Raw genomic sequence first — 16,746 nt, forward strand, 5'->3', positions numbered from 1 at the left:
ACGGTTGCTATTACTTCATGCACGTGTTATTAGTTTTTGTCGATGGCCTTGGTCTTGGCACCAGTGATGAAACGGTAAACCCGCTTATTCGCTTTCACACGACTTTTTTTGAGATGCTTTTCGGTAGGCCGCTAACTCAGGAAATAGGCCGTTTTGTGAGCAGCCGTGCTTGCCTTGTCCCAGTTGACGCCAGACTGGAAACAGCGGGACTGCCGCAGAGCGCGACCGGACAAACGGCGCTTTTTACCGGCATTAATGCTGCTAAAGAGCTAGGACGGCACGTTGCTGGCTTTCCGGGGCCGCAACTGACCGAATTTATTCGCCAGTACGGGATTATGAAAAGATTAGTTGACAAAAAATACATGGCAACATCCGCCAATATGTATACGCCGAATTATCTAAACCTGGTTGCAGCACGTAAGCGGCGGCACGCAGCAACTACGCTGGTTATTTTAGAAGCCGGACAGCCGTTGCGGTCGCTGGCCGAGCTGTTAAACGGCGACGCCGTCTATCAAGATCTTACCAATGAAATGTTAGCGGAAGCCGGTTTTCCCGTCCCTCTTGTCACCCCGGCTCTGGCCGGGCGCCGTTTGGTGGAAATCGCCTGCCGGCATCATTTCACCATGTTCGAGTATTTTCAGACTGATCGGTGTGGGCATAAACAGGACTGGCAGAAAGCGGCTCACATTGTCGGCAGGCTGGATCAGTTTTTTTGGGCCATCTGGCAGGCTATGCCAGCGAATATGACGGTAATTATCGCCAGTGACCACGGGAATTTTGAAGATTTTAGCGTCAGGACTCATACATACAATCCTGTCCCGGTTATAGTGTTTGGCTGCCGTTGTACGGAAGCGGCGGAGCAAATTAGGCAACTAACGGACGTGACACCAACCATTATTGGTCTGTTGGAAAGGAATGAGAACAGTGGTTGAATTGCTTGCCCCGGTTGGGAGTAAGGAGGCGCTGGTGGCGGCGCTGGAGAGTGGCGCTGACGCGGTTTATTTAGGTGGTAAGATGTTTGGGGCACGCCATTATGCTCCCAACTTTACCGATGAAGAGCTCGCGGAAGCCGTGCGGCTGGCCCACCTGCGCGGCATTTCGGTTTATGTCACGGTCAATACCCTTGTTGATAATGGGGAAATGCCATTGCTTATCGATTACCTTCGTTATTTATACACAATCGGCGTGGATGCGATTATTGTACAGGACATAGGCGTGGCCTGTATCGCCAAAACCGTTGTGCCCCATCTGCCAATTCATGCCAGTACACAGATGACAGTTCATAACTTGGCCGGAGTGCAGTTTTTGGCCGAGCACGGCTTTACCCGCGCAGTACTTGCCCGCGAGCTTTCTCTGGATGATATAGCTTATATTTGCCGTCATGCTCCCATTGAAATTGAGACTTTCATTCATGGTGCACTTTGTATATGCTATTCGGGACAATGTCTTATGAGCAGTCTAATCGGCGGGCGCAGCGGCAACCGCGGGCGATGTGCACAGCCTTGCCGTCTTCCTTATACTCTGGTGGACAAAGAGGGGCGCAATATTCTTGAAGGTCGGGATGCGGGCGAATATTTATTAAGTCCCAAAGACCTAAAAACTATCGAACATATACCCCGCCTCATCGAGGCTGGTGTTGTATCGCTTAAAATCGAAGGACGGATGAAGCGGCCGGAATATGTCGCGGTAGTCGTGGACACATACCGGCGCGCGATAGATGCTTATTTAGCAAATAAAACGAATTTTACCGTAAGTACACAGGACCATAAGGATTTAGCCCAAATTTTTAACCGCGATTTTACAACCGCCTACCTCTTCGGAAAAGAAGGCAGATTTATGATGAGTGACCGTCGGCCTAATAATCGCGGCGTTCGCATTGGCCGGGTAATAGACTATTCGCCGCGGGAGAAGACGGCGGTAATTCGGCTGGATGAGCCGCTGGCGCTTGGCGATATGGTAGAATTTTGGGTCAAAGTAGGCGGTCGGGTTTGCACGAACGTGACCGCGCTGAAACTGCAGGGCCAAGATGTCCCGGAAGCACCGGCAGGCAGGGCGGTAGCAATACCCGTTCCGTCACCGGTAAGGCCGGGCGACCGGGTGTTTAAAACCTTTGATGCTAAGCTGATGGAACGGGCACGCGCTTTCTTCAATACTGGCGCCCCCTTGCGCCGCATCGCGGTAGATGCCGAAGTGGATGTCGGCGAAGGACGACCGTTGACTATCACATTTACTGATGTAGATGGATTTCGCGGCGCCGCCGCAACCAATTTTATTGCAGAAAGGGCAATCAAACGGCCGCTTACCGCGGAAACAGTAAAGAAACAGCTTGAGCGCCTTGGTACAACCGTTTTTGCCTTACGGAACTTAATATGTCGGATTGAGGGCGAAGTCATGGTTCCGCTAAGCGAAATTAACGAAGCGCGTCGTAAGGCCGTCGAAGCCTTGGAGCAGGCGCGGCTGTCCCGTTATCGCCGCCCGGATCTGTCGCCAAGGAGTATCACCTTGGAAGAGCTGTGTCCTCCGGATAAGGCGGCCAGTGCCAAAGCGAAAACCGAACTTATCGTTAATGTTGATACCCTGGAAAAGCTTGAAGCCGCGTTAGTTGCCGGAGCGGATTGGGTGCTGTATGGCGGAGAGACTTATAACCACCGGTCGATAACGGCTGATGAATATCGTCAGGCCGTTGAACTTACCCGATATCATGGTAGGAAGATAATATTAAATACACCGCGGCTGGTAAAGGAATGGCAAATACCGGGGCTGCGCAAAGAACTGGAACTATTTACTGAAATTTGCCCGGATGGTATTAGTGTAGGTAACCTTGGCTCTTTGCATATTGCACGCCAAATATGCCCTTTGCCGCTACATGCTGATTTTTCTTTCAATATTTATAATAGTGCTGCCGTTTGTTTTCTCACTGAGCAGGGAGTGGCGAGCCTGACTTTATCGCCTGAGCTGAACTTTGATCAGATTGAGAAAATTGCCGGTTGGGGCAGTGCGGCGTTGGAATGTATTGTCCATGGCTATTTGCCTTTAATGGTTTCTGAGTACTGTGTTGTCGGCAGCTTTATCGGAGCTCTGCATACCGGTAATTGCAACCAAGCCTGCCTGCGCGGCGAGTATTGGCTCCGCGATCGGATGAATGAGAAATTTGCGGTGGCAACTGACCAGTTTTGCCGCATGCATATTTTAAATGCCAAAGAACTTAATATGCTGCCTCATGTCATGAAGTTCATTCAACTCGGCATTGACCGTATTCGTATTGAAGCGAAAACAGGTGACCCTGCCTATGTGCAGCGAATTACCCAATTGTACCGCCAGTTATTGGACTTTGGTGAAGACCACCCTCTGTTAATTAAGGGCGATTTCTCCACGGTTGAGCATGCCGACATCACCAGGGGGCATTATTTTAGGGGCGTTTTATAAGGAGAAGGTAATGGATACATCAGTATTGACAACTTTGGAGTTTGTAAAAATTCGCAACATGCTGGCTGAGGCAACGGTTACCAGTATGGGCCGGGAACTGGCTTTGGCCCTTGAGCCTACCGACGATCGAAACGAAGTAGAGCGCCGGCTACGGGAAACAGGGGAAGCACGAGACATTCTCTTGGCTTCGTCCCAGGTCCCGTTTGGCGGAGCACGTGATATTCGCGCTATTCTTCGCCGGCTGGAAATCGGGGCGATCCTTGAACCGGAAGAATTACTGGCCATTGGCAGTACACTGTATGCGGCCCGCCGGCTTAAACAATTCTTGCTAGAGGCAAAGCCGCCAACCGTGCTTTTAGCCGAGAAAGCAGGGCGGATTACCATTTTACGCAATTTGGAAGCAGCCATTGAGAGCACCGTGAGTGAACAAGGGGTAGTGCGCGACGAAGCGAGTGTGGAACTTACCCGTATTCGCCGGGAGATTAGGGCAGCGCAGCAGCGGGTAAAGGAAAAATTGGATCAAATACTTCATTCCTCCGCGTATCAAAAATATTTTCAAGAGGCTTTAGTTACCATCAGGGGTGACCGCTATGTCATCCCCATTAAGCAGGAGCATCGTTATCATTTCCCCGGCATTGTTCACGACCAGTCGGCGAGCGGGGCGACTGTTTTTATCGAACCGATGGCCGTCGTCAACCTCAACAATGACATTAAGCAACTGGTAGCGGCGGAAAAAAATGAAGTAGAACGCATTCTTGCGTCTTTAAGTTCACAGGTTGCCCGCCATGTCGATGCCATCCGTCAAAATAGCGAAATAGTGGCCGCCCTTGATCTTGCTTTCGCAAAGGCTAAGTTGGGGCTGGATATGCAAGCCAATATACCGCTATTAAATGATAAAGGCCGAATTTTTCTGCGGCAAGCTCGCCATCCTTTGATTCCTCGTGATGAAGTTGTACCGATCGACGTAAGATTGGGTGAAGACTTTTCTATTTTGCTTATTACGGGGCCAAATACCGGCGGTAAAACGGTAACCTTAAAAACAGTCGGGCTATTTGCCCTTATGACTCAGGCCGGGTTGTTCATTCCTGCCGGTTCAGGCTCGGAAATGCCAGTATTTAGAAACGTTTTTGCCGATATTGGCGATGAGCAGAGTATTGAACAAAGCCTGAGCACGTTTTCGGCTCATATGACCAATTTGGTGAAAATATTGGCAAAAGTGTCGGCCCATGACCTGGTACTGGTTGATGAAATCGGCGCAGGTACCGATCCGGGTGAAGGGGCGGCTTTAGCCATGGCCATTCTTGAATATTTACACGGCGCGGGGGCCAGGACGATTGCCACCACTCATTACAGTGAACTTAAAACTTTCGCTTACTCCAGACATGGAATTGAGAATGCTAGCGTAGAATTTGATATACATACATTACGTCCTACCTACCGACTGCAGATTGGTATTCCCGGCAGCAGCAACGCCTTCGCTATCAGCCGGCGGTTAGGGCTGCCACAGGAACTGATCGATAGGGCCAGACAATTTTTAGATAAAGATTATGCCCAATTTGAAAAGATTTTGGCTGCTTTGGAACAAGAAAAGAAAGAATATGGAGAGCGCCGGCGGCGAATGGCGGAGCTAGAAACGGAAGTAGCCGCCCTGCGCCAGAAATTAGCCCAGGAAGAAGCAGCGCTTTTATTGCGCAGACGGGAAATTATCGATAAGGCGCAGGAAGAGGCGATGAGTATTGTTCGCCAAGCCAGACGGCAGGCTGAAGAGGTTATTGCCCGTCTTAAGGAACAGTTTTCCGCTGCCAGCGATAAACAGCGACAACAAGCTATCGCGGATGCGCGGCGGCAATTGCAGCGACAGATGGCTGAGTTGCATCATCCGGAACCTGACGCTGCCGAAAAGACAGCACCTCCCGCGTTACTTGCGCCAGGCTCTACAGTTTATGTAACAACTTTGCGGCAAAAGGGCTCTGTTTTAGCAATTAAAGACGGGGAGGCGGTTGTTCAATTAGGCGTTTTAAAGGTAAACGTGCCGGTGGCTGCTTGCCGGATAGTAGAAGAAATGGCGCCGACCGGTCAGGGGCATAAGGGGGTAAGCGTAGACCTGGCTAAAGTTCAAAGTGTTTCTCGGGAAATTGACGTCCGCGGTATGACCGTTGCCGAGGCCGAGACAGTATTGGAAAAATACTTGGATGATGCTTTGCTTGCCGGTTTAAGTGAAGTAAACGTGATTCACGGTAAAGGTACAGGCGCGTTACGCAAGGGAGTTCGCGCATATCTTAAAGACCATCCGCATGTAGTTGAGATACGCATCGGTGAGCTTAGTGAAGGCGGGGACGGAGTAACGGTTGTTAAATTAAAGTAAAGTAATATGGAGGAGAGGCAGATGATAACTAAATATCGGGAGATTGAGGAACGCGCTATCGAGTATGTTGCCGACCTGATGTGCGTGGCGGCTAGGACAGCGCCAAAAGCCAAAGGTGTGGACAATCTGGTTGCTATGGTGGTAAAAGGGCGGGTGAAAGACCAGTTGGCGGAAGAAATGCGCCGGATTGCCAAGACGACCGGTGCGCATTTTTTTGAAAGGGATGCTATTTGTTTAGACAAGGCTGCACTGGTTGTACTTCTCGGACAAAAAGTGAAACCTTTGGGAGTACCTGCTTGCGGTTATTGCGGTTTTGCCAACTGTGCCGAAAACGAAAAAAACAATGGCCTTTGTGCTATCAGTATAGGCGATTTAGGTATTGCTATTGGCTCGGCCGTAAGCGTCGCGGCCCAGCATCATGTCGATAACCGCGTTATGTTTAGCATCGGCCGGGCAGCTCTCAATCTGGATATTTTTGAAGAAGACGTTGTAAAAATTGCCTATGGTATTCCCCTAAGCATTTCCGGAAAAAGCCCCTTTTTTGACAGAACATAAAAAACTGAGGTGTATTCGCACCTCAGTTTTTTTATGACTTAAAAATGATTTTTCCAGTTTAAATAGCGGCTACCGTCTTTTTTTTCCGAGTCCTGATCGGTGATATTTCTGACGTGACCTTCGTTATCCGTCTCTGCTGTCGTTATCGTGGCGGCTGGCGTATTCTTTTTCGGTTCCGTATTTATTACTTCCTTTTCACTTTTTTCCTGTTTCTCGTTTTTCCCTTCGTGTTTTTCGCCACTGCTTAAACTGCTTAGCAGTCCAAGGACAGCAGCAATATTGGCCGGGGTTAATTTTGATTTAAGTTGTGAATTATTTAATAGAGGCAGAAGTGTAGAGAGGGCATCTGCAGGCGCGCTGCCGCCACTAGATTTGCCTAGCTCGCCAAGTAACTTTTGCACGGGATTACCCGCCGAAGGCGGTAACGCAACCACGGTTGTGGTTTGGTGGCGGTTTAGGATAAGGAAAAGGCAGATTAGAGCCAAAATATCCATAACTGCACCATAGCTTGCGCTGCCTTGAACCGCGGCATCAAGCATACGGATGATCGAGGGGAGAAGGGTCATGGGCTTATCAGAATTGTCATTTGCCATTCTGATGCCCCCTCAAAATAGTCCCGGAATTTTCGGCAAATTTAACTCGGTTGCCAATTTATTCATGGCAGTCTGATTAAGATCGCGCGATTTTGCCAGGGCATTATTTATGGTGGCCACAAGCAAATCTTGAAGGAGAGCTGCATTATCCGGCGACAAATACTTGGCGTTCAATTCAATGGATATAATATCTTGCTGGCCGTTTATGACAACTCTTATTACATCCCCGCTTGAAACTTCAATCCGTTCATTTTTCAAGTTTTCCTGGACATTCTCGACATTTTGTTGAATTTTTTTCACCATTTCCATAATGTTTCCCAGGTTTTCCAGCATAAACTTCACCTCCATAAATTTTAAACTTAAGTTAATCTATTCGTTTATTAGAAATTTAATGTATGTCTTTTCTATTCCTCGAGACCGATGCAGGTCGCTAGTCATATATTAGATTAGAAATAAATTATGACTTTAAGGGGTGACATAAAATGGCCTTTGGGTTGCATAAGAAAAAACGGCGGGAACGTACTGCCGCCAGTGGCGAAACGGCAGCAGGAAAGGCGAAACAGGCAAAGCCGGTAACGCCGGTTCGTTTGCTTAGAAAAGTATTAAATAACCCCAATTCTGGTTCTCAATTGTTAGTAATTTTACTTACTCTGATGTCTGACAATGTAAATATGGACAGAAGAATAAGCAGTATGACTACTTCGATAGATAAAATCAGGAACGTAACCGAACTCATGAATACTACCTTGCAATCTTTAAAAACGGCAGCGGAAGTGCCAAATCATGTTAGAAAACTATTGAAGTGAGAAAACGTTCTCGCAAAATGTGAGGCGCCTTGGTGTAACACTTCTCCTGCTAACTCCATATATTGAAATTAGAAAGAGGGCACCACAAATAGCCCTCCCCAAATGATACATTTAAGGAGGTTATATTATGGCAAGAGGTTGCGGATTTGGCCATGGTGGGTTTGTCTGGATTATCATTATAATTATTCTACTGTTATTCTTCTTTGAAGACGACTGTGACAGCAGTTTATAATCTCTAGCCCCTAAGGAACACGCACATCGTGTTCCTGAATTTTATAAGGGTTAGAGACCTTCAAAGTAGAAACATATGTTTTAAGGATTATCGCTAAATCATTTTTCACCTAAAGTTAAGGAAAGGAGGAAAAGTTTATGGGTTTCGGGCGTTGTGGCTTTGGTAATAGTAGCTGGGTGATTATTCTCATTATTATAATCCTGCTACTGTTCTTCTTTGTCGATGAAGATTCGTGTACTTCTATTTAGCAATCTAGTTTGCCTAAAAAACTTTTGGGGACAAATTCTTCACCGTATTTGACTACAGCGTATCTACTGAATATATATGCGGGCATACAAAAAAACACGCGAGAAATTCGCGTGTTTTTTTGATGTTACGGCCCGCCTTTTTTAGGCTCCGGTTTGGGCGGCGGCGGGGTAGCCGGGGTAGTAGGCGCAGTGACCGGTTTATCTTGTCGGGCAGGCGGAGGGGGTACTGACTTATCACCGGTCTTGCTATCAGCCTGTTCGGCTGGTTTTTTATCTTTTTCATCTTTGTTATCGGGGTTATTGGGTTTATTGGCGGCTGGGCTAGGTTGGGTCGGCTGCGTGCCTTCGATAAAGATTTCCTTGCGGCTTTCTTTATTATTCGGATCGGTAACCAGCAGTCCGTCTTTATTCGATATCGTAGCGGTCACAATGCCTTGAGGCGCCACAAAGTCCCGTACCGGATATTTAGCTAGGGCGCTGCTCATGAAAGTACGCCAAATACTGGCTGGGATGGAGCCTCCGGTTATGCCCCCTAGATACCCGTCATTGTCGTAACCCATCCAGACGGCAGCGACCAGGTCAGGGGTATAGCCCACGAACCAGGCATCCTTGTAGTCGCTGGTTGTCCCCGTTTTGCCCGCGGCCGGGCGGCCGATATTGGCTCCCGTACCGGTGCCATGAGTGATTACTCCGCGCAGCATGTCTGTCAAAAGATAAGCAGTGCGTTCGTTAACGACAATCTTTTCGCGGCGAGTATGTTGTTCAAGAACTTTGCCATTGCGGTCAACAACTTTAATAATGGCGACAGGCTCCACCCGAATACCGTGGTTGGCCAGCACACCGTAAGCGCTCGCAATTTCCAGCGGCGTTACGCCACGGGTAAGACCGCCTAAGGCCATTGCCAAATTGCGGTCATTAGTATTGCCATGCAAGACTAATGTAGAAATCCCCATCTGCTGGGCATAATATAGAGGTTTATCCACGCCAACTTGGTGCGCGATTTTGACGGCTACCACGTTGAGTGATTGCTCCAGGGCGGTACGCAGCGAAACAGGTCCGCGAAACTTGCCGTCATAGTTTACAGGAGACCAACTGCCGAAAGAAACAGGGCTATCATCTATAATCGAAGCAGCTGTAAAGCCATTTTCGAGGGCTGCTAGGTATACAAAAGGTTTAAAAGCCGAACCGGGCTGACGTTCCGCCATAACGGCCCGGTTAAATTGGTCGTTGCCCCTGCCGCCAACCATTGCTTTGATGTATCCTGTGTGCGGATCTATCGCCACCAGCGCTCCCTGGGGCTGTTTAATCCCGTTTTTATCCGTGTATGCAGTAGGGAGTTGGGCCATGGCCCGCTCAGCGGCTTGCTGCATATCCAGATCGAGGCTGGTATAAATTTTTAACCCGTCTTTATATACGGCATCGGCACCATATTTATCAATTAATTGCTGGACAACATAGTCGACAAAATAGGATGCGGTTGGCCGGTCTTTTGCAGAAGGTGATACTAATTTAATTTCTTCTTTCTTCGCCTTTTCCTCAGTGGCTTCGTCAATGTATCCATACTTGACCATCTGGTTGAGGACAGTGAGTTGCCGTTCTTTTGCCGCCTTAAAGTTATTTGTCGGCGAGTAATAATTAGGGCTTTTCGGAATACCGGCCAACATGGCGCATTCCGCTAAAGAAAGGTTCTCAACATTCTTCCCAAAATATACCTGCGCAGCGGCTTGTACGCCGTAAGCTCCCTGTCCAAAATAAATCTGGTTAAGGTACATTTCCAAAATCTCAGTTTTACTGTATTGCCGCTCAATTTGTAAGGCAAGTACGGCTTCCTGGATTTTCCGCTTGAGGGTACGTTCCTGTGACAGAAGGGCATTTTTGGCCAACTGTTGAGTTATTGTGCTGCCGCCTTCCGATACGCCCCTATCGGTAATATTCGCCCAAATGGCCCGCAAAATTCCCCGGGGATCAATGCCAATGTGCTGGTAAAACCGGGCATCTTCGGCGGCGATGAAAGCGTTCTGCAAGTCTTTAGGTATTTTATTAATAGATACGGGAAGACGGTTCTCGACAGAGTGGATAGTCGTGATCAATTTTCCGTTGCTGTCGAAAACCTGCGACGATGCGGCAGGACGAATTTCCCCTTTCAGGCTTGGCATGGTATGAATACTAGCCGTTACAAAGCCTAGTCCTGCGCCCGCTACCAAGACAGCAAAAACAATCAGTGCAATGGCGATCAGCCTTCCAATTTTGCCGCGGCGGCGTCGGTCGTACTGACCCTGCTCGTTATGCTTTTTACTCATAATGCCTCCTTAACTTGCCAGCATACAAATTATTATATCATAAACAGCACCTTAAGCATAATTAGGCTAATTTGCAAATTCCTAAATGTTATGTTATAATGCGGCTGGATGATACCCAAAATAAGGTAAAAAATGTCCATTTTGGCGTTTTGGGAGGAAGGATATGCTACCTGTTGAACAACAGTTAAGAATAATTAAACGCGGTGTCGCCGAAATCCTGCCAGAACCGCTGCTGGTAGAAAAACTGAAGCGGTCTGTTAGTACGGGCATACCTCTTAGGGTAAAGCTTGGGTTAGACCCTACCGCACCGGATATTCATCTTGGACATACGGTGGTGCTCCGCAAGCTCAAGCAGTTTCAGGACTTGGGGCACCACGTTATTATTATCATCGGCGATTTTACCGGTCGAATTGGTGACCCGACCGGCAAATCGGAGACTCGTAAACAGCTTACCGAAGAAGAAATCCGCATTAACGCCCGCACTTACGAGGAGCAAATTTTCCGGATTCTTGACAAAGAAAAAACAGAAGTAGTGTTTAACAGCTCTTGGCTAGCGCCGCTTTCATTTGCCGACGTTATAAAACTGGCCGCACAATATACCGTTGCCCGGATGCTGGAAAGGGAGGATTTTTCCAAGCGGTTTAAAGAGGGGCGGCCGATCAGTATTCATGAGTTCTTTTATCCTCTTATGCAGGGTTATGACTCAGTAGCGCTAAAGGCGGACATTGAGTTTGGCGGCACCGACCAAAAATTTAACCTGCTGATGGGGCGGCACTTGCAGGAACAGTTTGGCCAGGAACCGCAGGTGGCGATTATGATGCCTATCTTGGAAGGGCTTGACGGCGTCAACAAAATGAGCAAAAGTCTGGGTAATTATATTGGTATCAATGAACCGCCCGGTGAAATTTACGGGAAAGCGATGTCCATCCCAGATGACCTGATGGTTCGTTATTTCGAATTGGTTACCGATGTAAGCCTGGAGGAATTGGAAGCTATTCGGCATGGCCTGAAGACCGGCGAGCTTCACCCACGCGACGCCAAGATGCGTTTGGCCCATACGCTGGTTCGGCTATATCATGGTGTAGAAGCGGCAGATAATGCCCAAGCGGAATTTATTCGCGTTTTTCAGCAGCGGGACATTCCTACGGATATGCCGGAGATCAGCTTGCCGGCCAGTGATGCTCCCGTGTGGCTGCCCAAGCTGCTTGTCCAACTTGGTCTGGCAGGCAGCAACAGTGAAGCCAAGCGTGCCATTCAGCAGGGAGCAGTTAAGATTAACGGCGAGAAAATTACCAATGTGGATGAAGAAGTGTTCCTTGTTGATGGTTTGGTGGCTCAAGTGGGCAGACGAAAATTTGCCAAGATCGTTTTAGTAAAATAGATTTTTTAGAGAAAAAGGCTAGACCGGTGATGCGGTCTAGCCTTTTTCTTTTTTAGAAGAGAGCGAGGTCTTCGTCGCGGATGTCACAGATGAACATATGACCGGGAGCATGCGTAATCATTAATTCAGGCTTGACTGTCATGGCTACGGCCTGAGGGGTAACACCACACGCCCAGAATACAGGAACTTCTCCGGGCTTTATGGTTACGGCATCGCCGAAATCGGGTTTACTAAGATCTTTAATCCCTATGGCCGCCGGATCGCCAATATGGACGGGAGCGCCATGCACGGCGGGAAACCGTGATGTCACCTGCACGGCTTTGACTACCTGCTCCTGCGGGATGGGGCGCATGCTAACCACCATGGGGCCGCGGAATACTCCCGCCGGTATGCACTGTTTATTAGTAATATACATGGGAACATTACAGTTTTCTTCAATATGCCGGACGGGTATTCCGGCATCCAACAGCCCAGCTTCAAACGTAAAACTGCAGCCTAGCAGAAAAGCGACAAGGTCTTGAGTCCAATATTTCTCGAGATCCAAGACTTCTTCAACAAGCTGGCCTTTTACATAGATCCGGTATTTGGGGATGTCGTAGCGCAAATCGGAACCGGGTGCAACCAATGCCGGTTCAGGCGAACCCACTTCAGTGACATCGAGGATGGGACAAGGTTTGGGATTGCGCTGGGCAAAAAGGAGAAAATCAAAGGCCAGGTCTTTGGGAAGAACGACTAGATTAGCCTGAGCGTATCCTTTGGCCATGCCGGAAGTAGGCTGGACTAACTTGTTTTGCCTGATAAGGGCCTTAACGGCTTTAGGAAGCATCTGTGACAAATCCAAACAAATCACCTTTCCTATTAGAAAATTTATCTATGTAATTATACAAAAAGTAATTATACAAAAAATGTTGTAATACCTTCCGTTAAAGAAGGATTTTTAACCAATAAATGGAACATTTATTATCGTGTAGATACATTTGTTCATGTTATAGCAAACTATTTTGTGTTATTGAGGAGGGGTTTAATGAAAAATCTGCTTGAGTTGACAGTCGTTTATAAAAATGGTGGCTGCGACAAAGTAGGAATGGTAGTTGAGAACATCTATAACGGTGGGTATGCTGGCCGCAATCAGGAACACGTAAGGGAGCATATTGAAGAATTGGCCAAGGTCGGTGTTCCCGCTCCGACTACTACGCCTACTCTTTATCCTTTAGCGAATTACAATTTAACAACGGCGGACCGAATTCAAGTGCAAAACAGCGAAACTTCCGGGGAAATCGAATATGTTTTGCTGTGGCAGGCCGGCAGGGCATATGTTACTGTTGGCAGTGACCATACTGACAGGGAGTTGGAAAATTTCAGTGTTGCCAAATCCAAACAGGCCTGTCCCAACATCATTGCCAAAGAAGTGTGGCTGTATGAGGATGTAAAGGATCACTGGGACCAAATCCAGTTAAAATGCTGGGTGACAAAAGATGGCCAGCGGGTTCTTTATCAGGATGCCACGCTTGCCGCCCTCATGCGCTGGGAAGAATGGGAACCTATTTTTACAAAGCTGGGTATTACCAAACTGAACAACAGTGTCTTTTTCTCCGGGACGATTAATACGGTCGGCAAAGCGCTTATTTTTGCCGACAAATACGAACTGGAAATGATTGACCCGGTATTGGGCCGTTCATTGCGACATGAGTATACTGTGCAAGTGCTGCCCGATGGAATTAAATAATGGTTTAGATAGCATGGAGGGCAATAAATTTTTAGGAGGTATATAATGGCAGAACCGGTAATTACCAAATCTGGAACAACTTCTAAATCAAACTGGTCCGTATTGTTAGGGGCAGCTTTCATCATGGCTACTTCTGCTATCGGTCCGGGTTTTTTGACCCAAACCACGGTGTTTACGGAAAAATTTCGCGCGGACTTTGCCTTTGCCATTTTGGCGTCTATAATCATTGACATCGGCGCCCAGATGAACGTGTGGCGCGTTATTACAATGAGTCGGATGCGCGGCCAGGATGTGGCCAATAAAGTTTTTCCCGGTCTTGGTCACTTTATTGCACTGCTAATTGTCATGGGTGGTCTGGCTTTTAACATCGGCAATATTGCCGGTTGCGGCATGGGCTTTAACGTTTTGTTTGGCGTTACAGAGCAAACGGGGGCGATAATATCCTGTGTAATAGCTCTGGCGATTTTTGCTTCGAAAGAAGCAGGTGCTGCCATGGACATGGTAGCCAAGGCTTTGGGCGCCGTCATGATTGTGCTTACGGCCTATGTTATGCTTATTTCTAATCCTCCGGTCGGGCAAGCGGTTGTTAAGTCTGTTTTCCCGTCCGACTACGGCAGCCTGCTGCTGCCGATGATTACCCTTGTCGGCGGTACGGTAGGTGGCTACATTACCTTTGCCGGCGGCCACCGGTTGCTCGACGCGGGTATTGTTGGCCATGAAAATCTTAAGGAAGTTAATAAAAGCTCCGTAACCGGCATTTTAATCACTGGTGTGATGCGTGTAATCTTGTTCCTGGCGGTTCTTGGCGTCGTTTCGGCTGGCGCTACCCTGGCCAAAAACAATCCTCCCGCTTCGGTCTTCCAAATTGCTGCCGGTAATCTGGGCTATAAGTTTTTTGGGATCGTCCTTTGGTCGGCGGCAATTACCTCCGTTGTGGGCTGTGCTTACACGAGCGTCTCCTTCCTGCGGTCCACGTTTAAAGTAGTTGATAAGTATAACTCCTATTTCATAATGCTGTTTATTATTTTTTCTACCCTTGTTTTTGTGATTGTCGGCAGACCGGTAACCGTGCTGGTCATTGTCGGTTCACTCAATGGCCTCATCCTGCCTATTACACTGGGATCCATGCTGCTCGCTGCTCGCAATAAGAAGATTGTAGGCGATTATGAACATCCGACCTGGCTCCTTGTGTTCGGAATTTTGGCCGCTTTAGTCTCGGCATATGCTGGTGTTATGTCACTCCAGGGGATTGCGGCACTGTGGAGTAAATAAGAAATACACGGAGGCGCCATGTAACCTGCATGGTGCCTCCGTGTGTGGATAGCAAATGCGAGGTGATACCTATGGAAGGGGTAAGAATACTGCCAGCCGGGGAACAGGCTATAGTCGTTGAATTCGGCCAATCCATCGACCCCGACATTAACCGGCGGGTGCATCAACTTGGCCGCCGGCTTACCGGCCTGAAACTGCCGGGCATTATCGAAGTCGTGCCTACTTACCGGTCGCTGTTAATCTACTTTGATCCGTTAACTATTACGCGGCAAGCGGTAGCCGAGCAGGCAATGTCTTTGCTTGACCGTGAAGACACCGTAGGGGCTGGGGGCAGTAAGGCGCGCGTCATTCATATCCCGGTGTGTTATGGCGGCGAGTTTGGTCCTGACTTGGGGTTCGTGGCTAACCATAACGGTTTGACAGAAGCGGAAGTAATTGAGATTCATACTTCCGTGCCGTATCTTGTCTATATGCTGGGGTTCACGCCAGGGTTTCCTTATTTAGGCGGAATGTCGCAGCGGATTGCCACCCCCCGTTTGGAAAAGCCGCGGACCAAAATACCGGCCGGTTCGGTCGGTATTGCCGGGACACAGACAGGTTTTTACCCGATAGAAAGCCCCGGCGGGTGGCAATTAATCGGACGCACACCCGTAAAAGCATTTGATCCGCAAGCGGCCAATCCGTTCTTGTTTGCGGCCGGCGACTATCTTAAGTTCTACGCGATATCGCCCGAAGAATATCAAACTATTGCGCGGGATGTTGCGACCGGCAGATATACGCCGAAAATTGCCGAGATGGTGGTGAAAGGAGGGATTTAGCCATGATTACCGTTCTTAATCCTGGGCTGTTTACGACCGTTCAAGACTACGGGCGATGGGGTTACCAAGCTTTTGGGATGCCGGTCGCCGGCGCCATGGACCGGTATGCATTCCAGATTGCCAATATTTTAGCCGGTAATGCCGTAAATGCCGCTGTGCTGGAAATGACCCTTCGTGGCGGCGCCTTTCGTTTTGAGCGCGACTGTCTGGTGGCGGTATGCGGCGCCGATATGCAGGGTAGGCTGGACGGGCAAAAAATCCGCAACTGGTCTTCCTTTTGGGTAACGGCAGGGAGCGAATTGGCCTTCGATTATGCCGTAAGTGGTTGCCGCGCTTATCTGGCTGTTCATGGCGGTATTGATGTGCCTGTTGTCTTGGGCAGCCGGTCGACGTACACGCGGGCCGGTGTCGGCGGTTTTCAAGGCCGGCAATTGCAGGCCGGAGATCAACTGTCGGTTGGTCGTGAAAGCCGGCATCCTGCGGCGCCGCGGCATCTTCCCGAACAATTTGTTCCTCAATACGGCAATCACGTCCAACTGCGCGTTCTCTTGGGACCGCAGGACGACCTTTTCACCGCCAAAGGTATTGATACTCTGTTCACGGCCGTTTATACCATATCTTCTGAGGCCGACCGGATGGGATACCGGTTAGAAGGCGAAAAAATTGAACACAGCGGCAAACCGGATATTGTTTCAGATGCGTTATGTCAGGGAGCTATTCAGGTGCCGGGGCATGGAATGCCCATCGTCATGATGGCTGACCGTCAGACAACGGGAGGATATGCCAAGATCGGCACGGTCATTGGCCCGGATTTGACCAAGCTGGCGCAGGCCAAGCCCGGCGATACGGTTTCCTTCGTCCGCTGCAATAATGAGGAAGCGGTTGCGGCTCTGCGTGCCGAACATCAGATTTATGCCCAAATCCAGGCGGCTTTGGCAGGCAATCAGATTTTCCGGCCGACAAGAATGTTTAATGTCAAGGTGGGCGACCAGACCTATCGGGTAGAAATTACGGAGGTGTAGCA

At 48.8% G+C, this 16,746-nt stretch carries 14 protein-coding genes; 10 read left to right on the forward strand and 4 right to left on the reverse strand.

From position 1 onward, the window contains the following. Window positions 1-17: 17 nt before the first annotated feature. The 4 genes from BLQ99_RS04285 to BLQ99_RS04300 are packed head-to-tail and all read left to right on the forward strand — an operon-like array spanning window position 18 to window position 6,346. Window positions 18-932: an alkaline phosphatase family protein gene (locus BLQ99_RS04285; RefSeq protein WP_093688720.1), complete on the forward strand. Its 915-nt coding sequence runs from the start codon at window positions 18-20 to the stop codon at window positions 930-932. Beyond that, window positions 916-3,426, forward strand: coding sequence for a U32 family peptidase (locus BLQ99_RS04290; RefSeq protein WP_245690250.1), 2,511 nt, complete (start codon window positions 916-918; stop codon window positions 3,424-3,426). Before BLQ99_RS04285 ends, BLQ99_RS04290 begins: the two co-directional genes overlap by 17 nt. Before the next feature lie 10 nt (window positions 3,427-3,436). Further along, window positions 3,437-5,791: an endonuclease MutS2 gene (locus tag BLQ99_RS04295; RefSeq protein WP_093688488.1), complete on the forward strand. Its 2,355-nt coding sequence runs from the start codon at window positions 3,437-3,439 to the stop codon at window positions 5,789-5,791. Window positions 5,792-5,812: 21 nt separating this feature from the next. Beyond that, window positions 5,813-6,346: a ferredoxin domain-containing protein gene (locus BLQ99_RS04300; RefSeq protein WP_093688490.1), complete on the forward strand. Its 534-nt coding sequence runs from the start codon at window positions 5,813-5,815 to the stop codon at window positions 6,344-6,346. 38 nt (window positions 6,347-6,384) lie between these two features. Here BLQ99_RS04300 and BLQ99_RS04305 read toward each other — a convergent pair whose 3' ends face one another. Both BLQ99_RS04305 and BLQ99_RS04310 read right to left on the reverse strand, forming a co-directional pair. Further along, window positions 6,385-6,939, reverse strand: coding sequence for a hypothetical protein (locus BLQ99_RS04305; protein WP_093688492.1), 555 nt, complete (start codon window positions 6,937-6,939; stop codon window positions 6,385-6,387). A gap of 12 nt (window positions 6,940-6,951) precedes the next feature. Then, on the reverse strand, window positions 6,952-7,272 hold the full coding sequence (locus tag BLQ99_RS04310) for a YbaB/EbfC family nucleoid-associated protein (protein WP_093688494.1): 321 nt from the start codon (window positions 7,270-7,272) through the stop codon (window positions 6,952-6,954). 149 nt (window positions 7,273-7,421) lie between these two features. On the opposite strand from BLQ99_RS04310, the gene BLQ99_RS04315 reads away from it, so the two are divergent. Continuing rightward, window positions 7,422-7,745: a hypothetical protein gene (locus tag BLQ99_RS04315; RefSeq protein ID WP_093688496.1), complete on the forward strand. Its 324-nt coding sequence runs from the start codon at window positions 7,422-7,424 to the stop codon at window positions 7,743-7,745. Window positions 7,746-8,350: 605 nt separating this feature from the next. Here BLQ99_RS04315 and BLQ99_RS04320 read toward each other — a convergent pair. Continuing rightward, complete coding sequence (locus BLQ99_RS04320; RefSeq protein WP_093688498.1) at window positions 8,351-10,525, reverse strand: transglycosylase domain-containing protein; 2,175 nt, start codon at window positions 10,523-10,525, stop codon at window positions 8,351-8,353. Window positions 10,526-10,688: 163 nt separating this feature from the next. Here BLQ99_RS04320 and tyrS point away from each other — a divergent pair, with 163 nt between their 5' ends. Beyond that, the gene (gene tyrS, locus BLQ99_RS04325) at window positions 10,689-11,906 is read left to right on the forward strand and encodes a tyrosine--tRNA ligase (RefSeq protein WP_093688500.1); all 1,218 of its coding nucleotides are present in this window, start codon (window positions 10,689-10,691) and stop codon (window positions 11,904-11,906) included. Window positions 11,907-11,958: 52 nt separating this feature from the next. On the opposite strand, the gene BLQ99_RS04330 is transcribed toward tyrS, so the two are convergent. Beyond that, on the reverse strand, window positions 11,959-12,747 hold the full coding sequence (locus tag BLQ99_RS04330) for a putative hydro-lyase (RefSeq protein ID WP_245690252.1): 789 nt from the start codon (window positions 12,745-12,747) through the stop codon (window positions 11,959-11,961). Between the two features lie 183 nt (window positions 12,748-12,930). On the opposite strand from BLQ99_RS04330, the gene BLQ99_RS04335 reads away from it, so the two are divergent. The 4 genes from BLQ99_RS04335 to BLQ99_RS04350 all read left to right on the forward strand — a co-directional run bounded on the left by BLQ99_RS04335 (window position 12,931) and on the right by BLQ99_RS04350 (window position 16,744). After that, window positions 12,931-13,632, forward strand: coding sequence for a DUF2848 domain-containing protein (locus BLQ99_RS04335; RefSeq protein ID WP_093688502.1), 702 nt, complete (start codon window positions 12,931-12,933; stop codon window positions 13,630-13,632). Between the two features lie 45 nt (window positions 13,633-13,677). Then, the gene (locus BLQ99_RS04340) at window positions 13,678-14,904 is read left to right on the forward strand and encodes an NRAMP family divalent metal transporter (RefSeq protein WP_093688504.1); all 1,227 of its coding nucleotides are present in this window, start codon (window positions 13,678-13,680) and stop codon (window positions 14,902-14,904) included. A 71-nt stretch (window positions 14,905-14,975) separates the two neighbouring features. Next, window positions 14,976-15,722 carry a 5-oxoprolinase subunit PxpB gene (pxpB, locus tag BLQ99_RS04345; protein ID WP_093688506.1) on the forward strand — a complete coding sequence of 249 codons (747 nt, stop codon included), beginning with the start codon at window positions 14,976-14,978 and terminating at the stop codon, window positions 15,720-15,722. 2 nt (window positions 15,723-15,724) lie between these two features. After that, window positions 15,725-16,744: a 5-oxoprolinase subunit C family protein gene (locus BLQ99_RS04350; RefSeq protein ID WP_093688508.1), complete on the forward strand. Its 1,020-nt coding sequence runs from the start codon at window positions 15,725-15,727 to the stop codon at window positions 16,742-16,744. The last annotated feature ends 2 nt before the right edge of the window (window positions 16,745-16,746 follow it).

The organism is Sporolituus thermophilus DSM 23256, assembly GCF_900102435.1.
Taxonomy (GTDB): Bacteria; Bacillota; Negativicutes; order Sporomusales; family Thermosinaceae; genus Thermosinus; species Thermosinus thermophilus.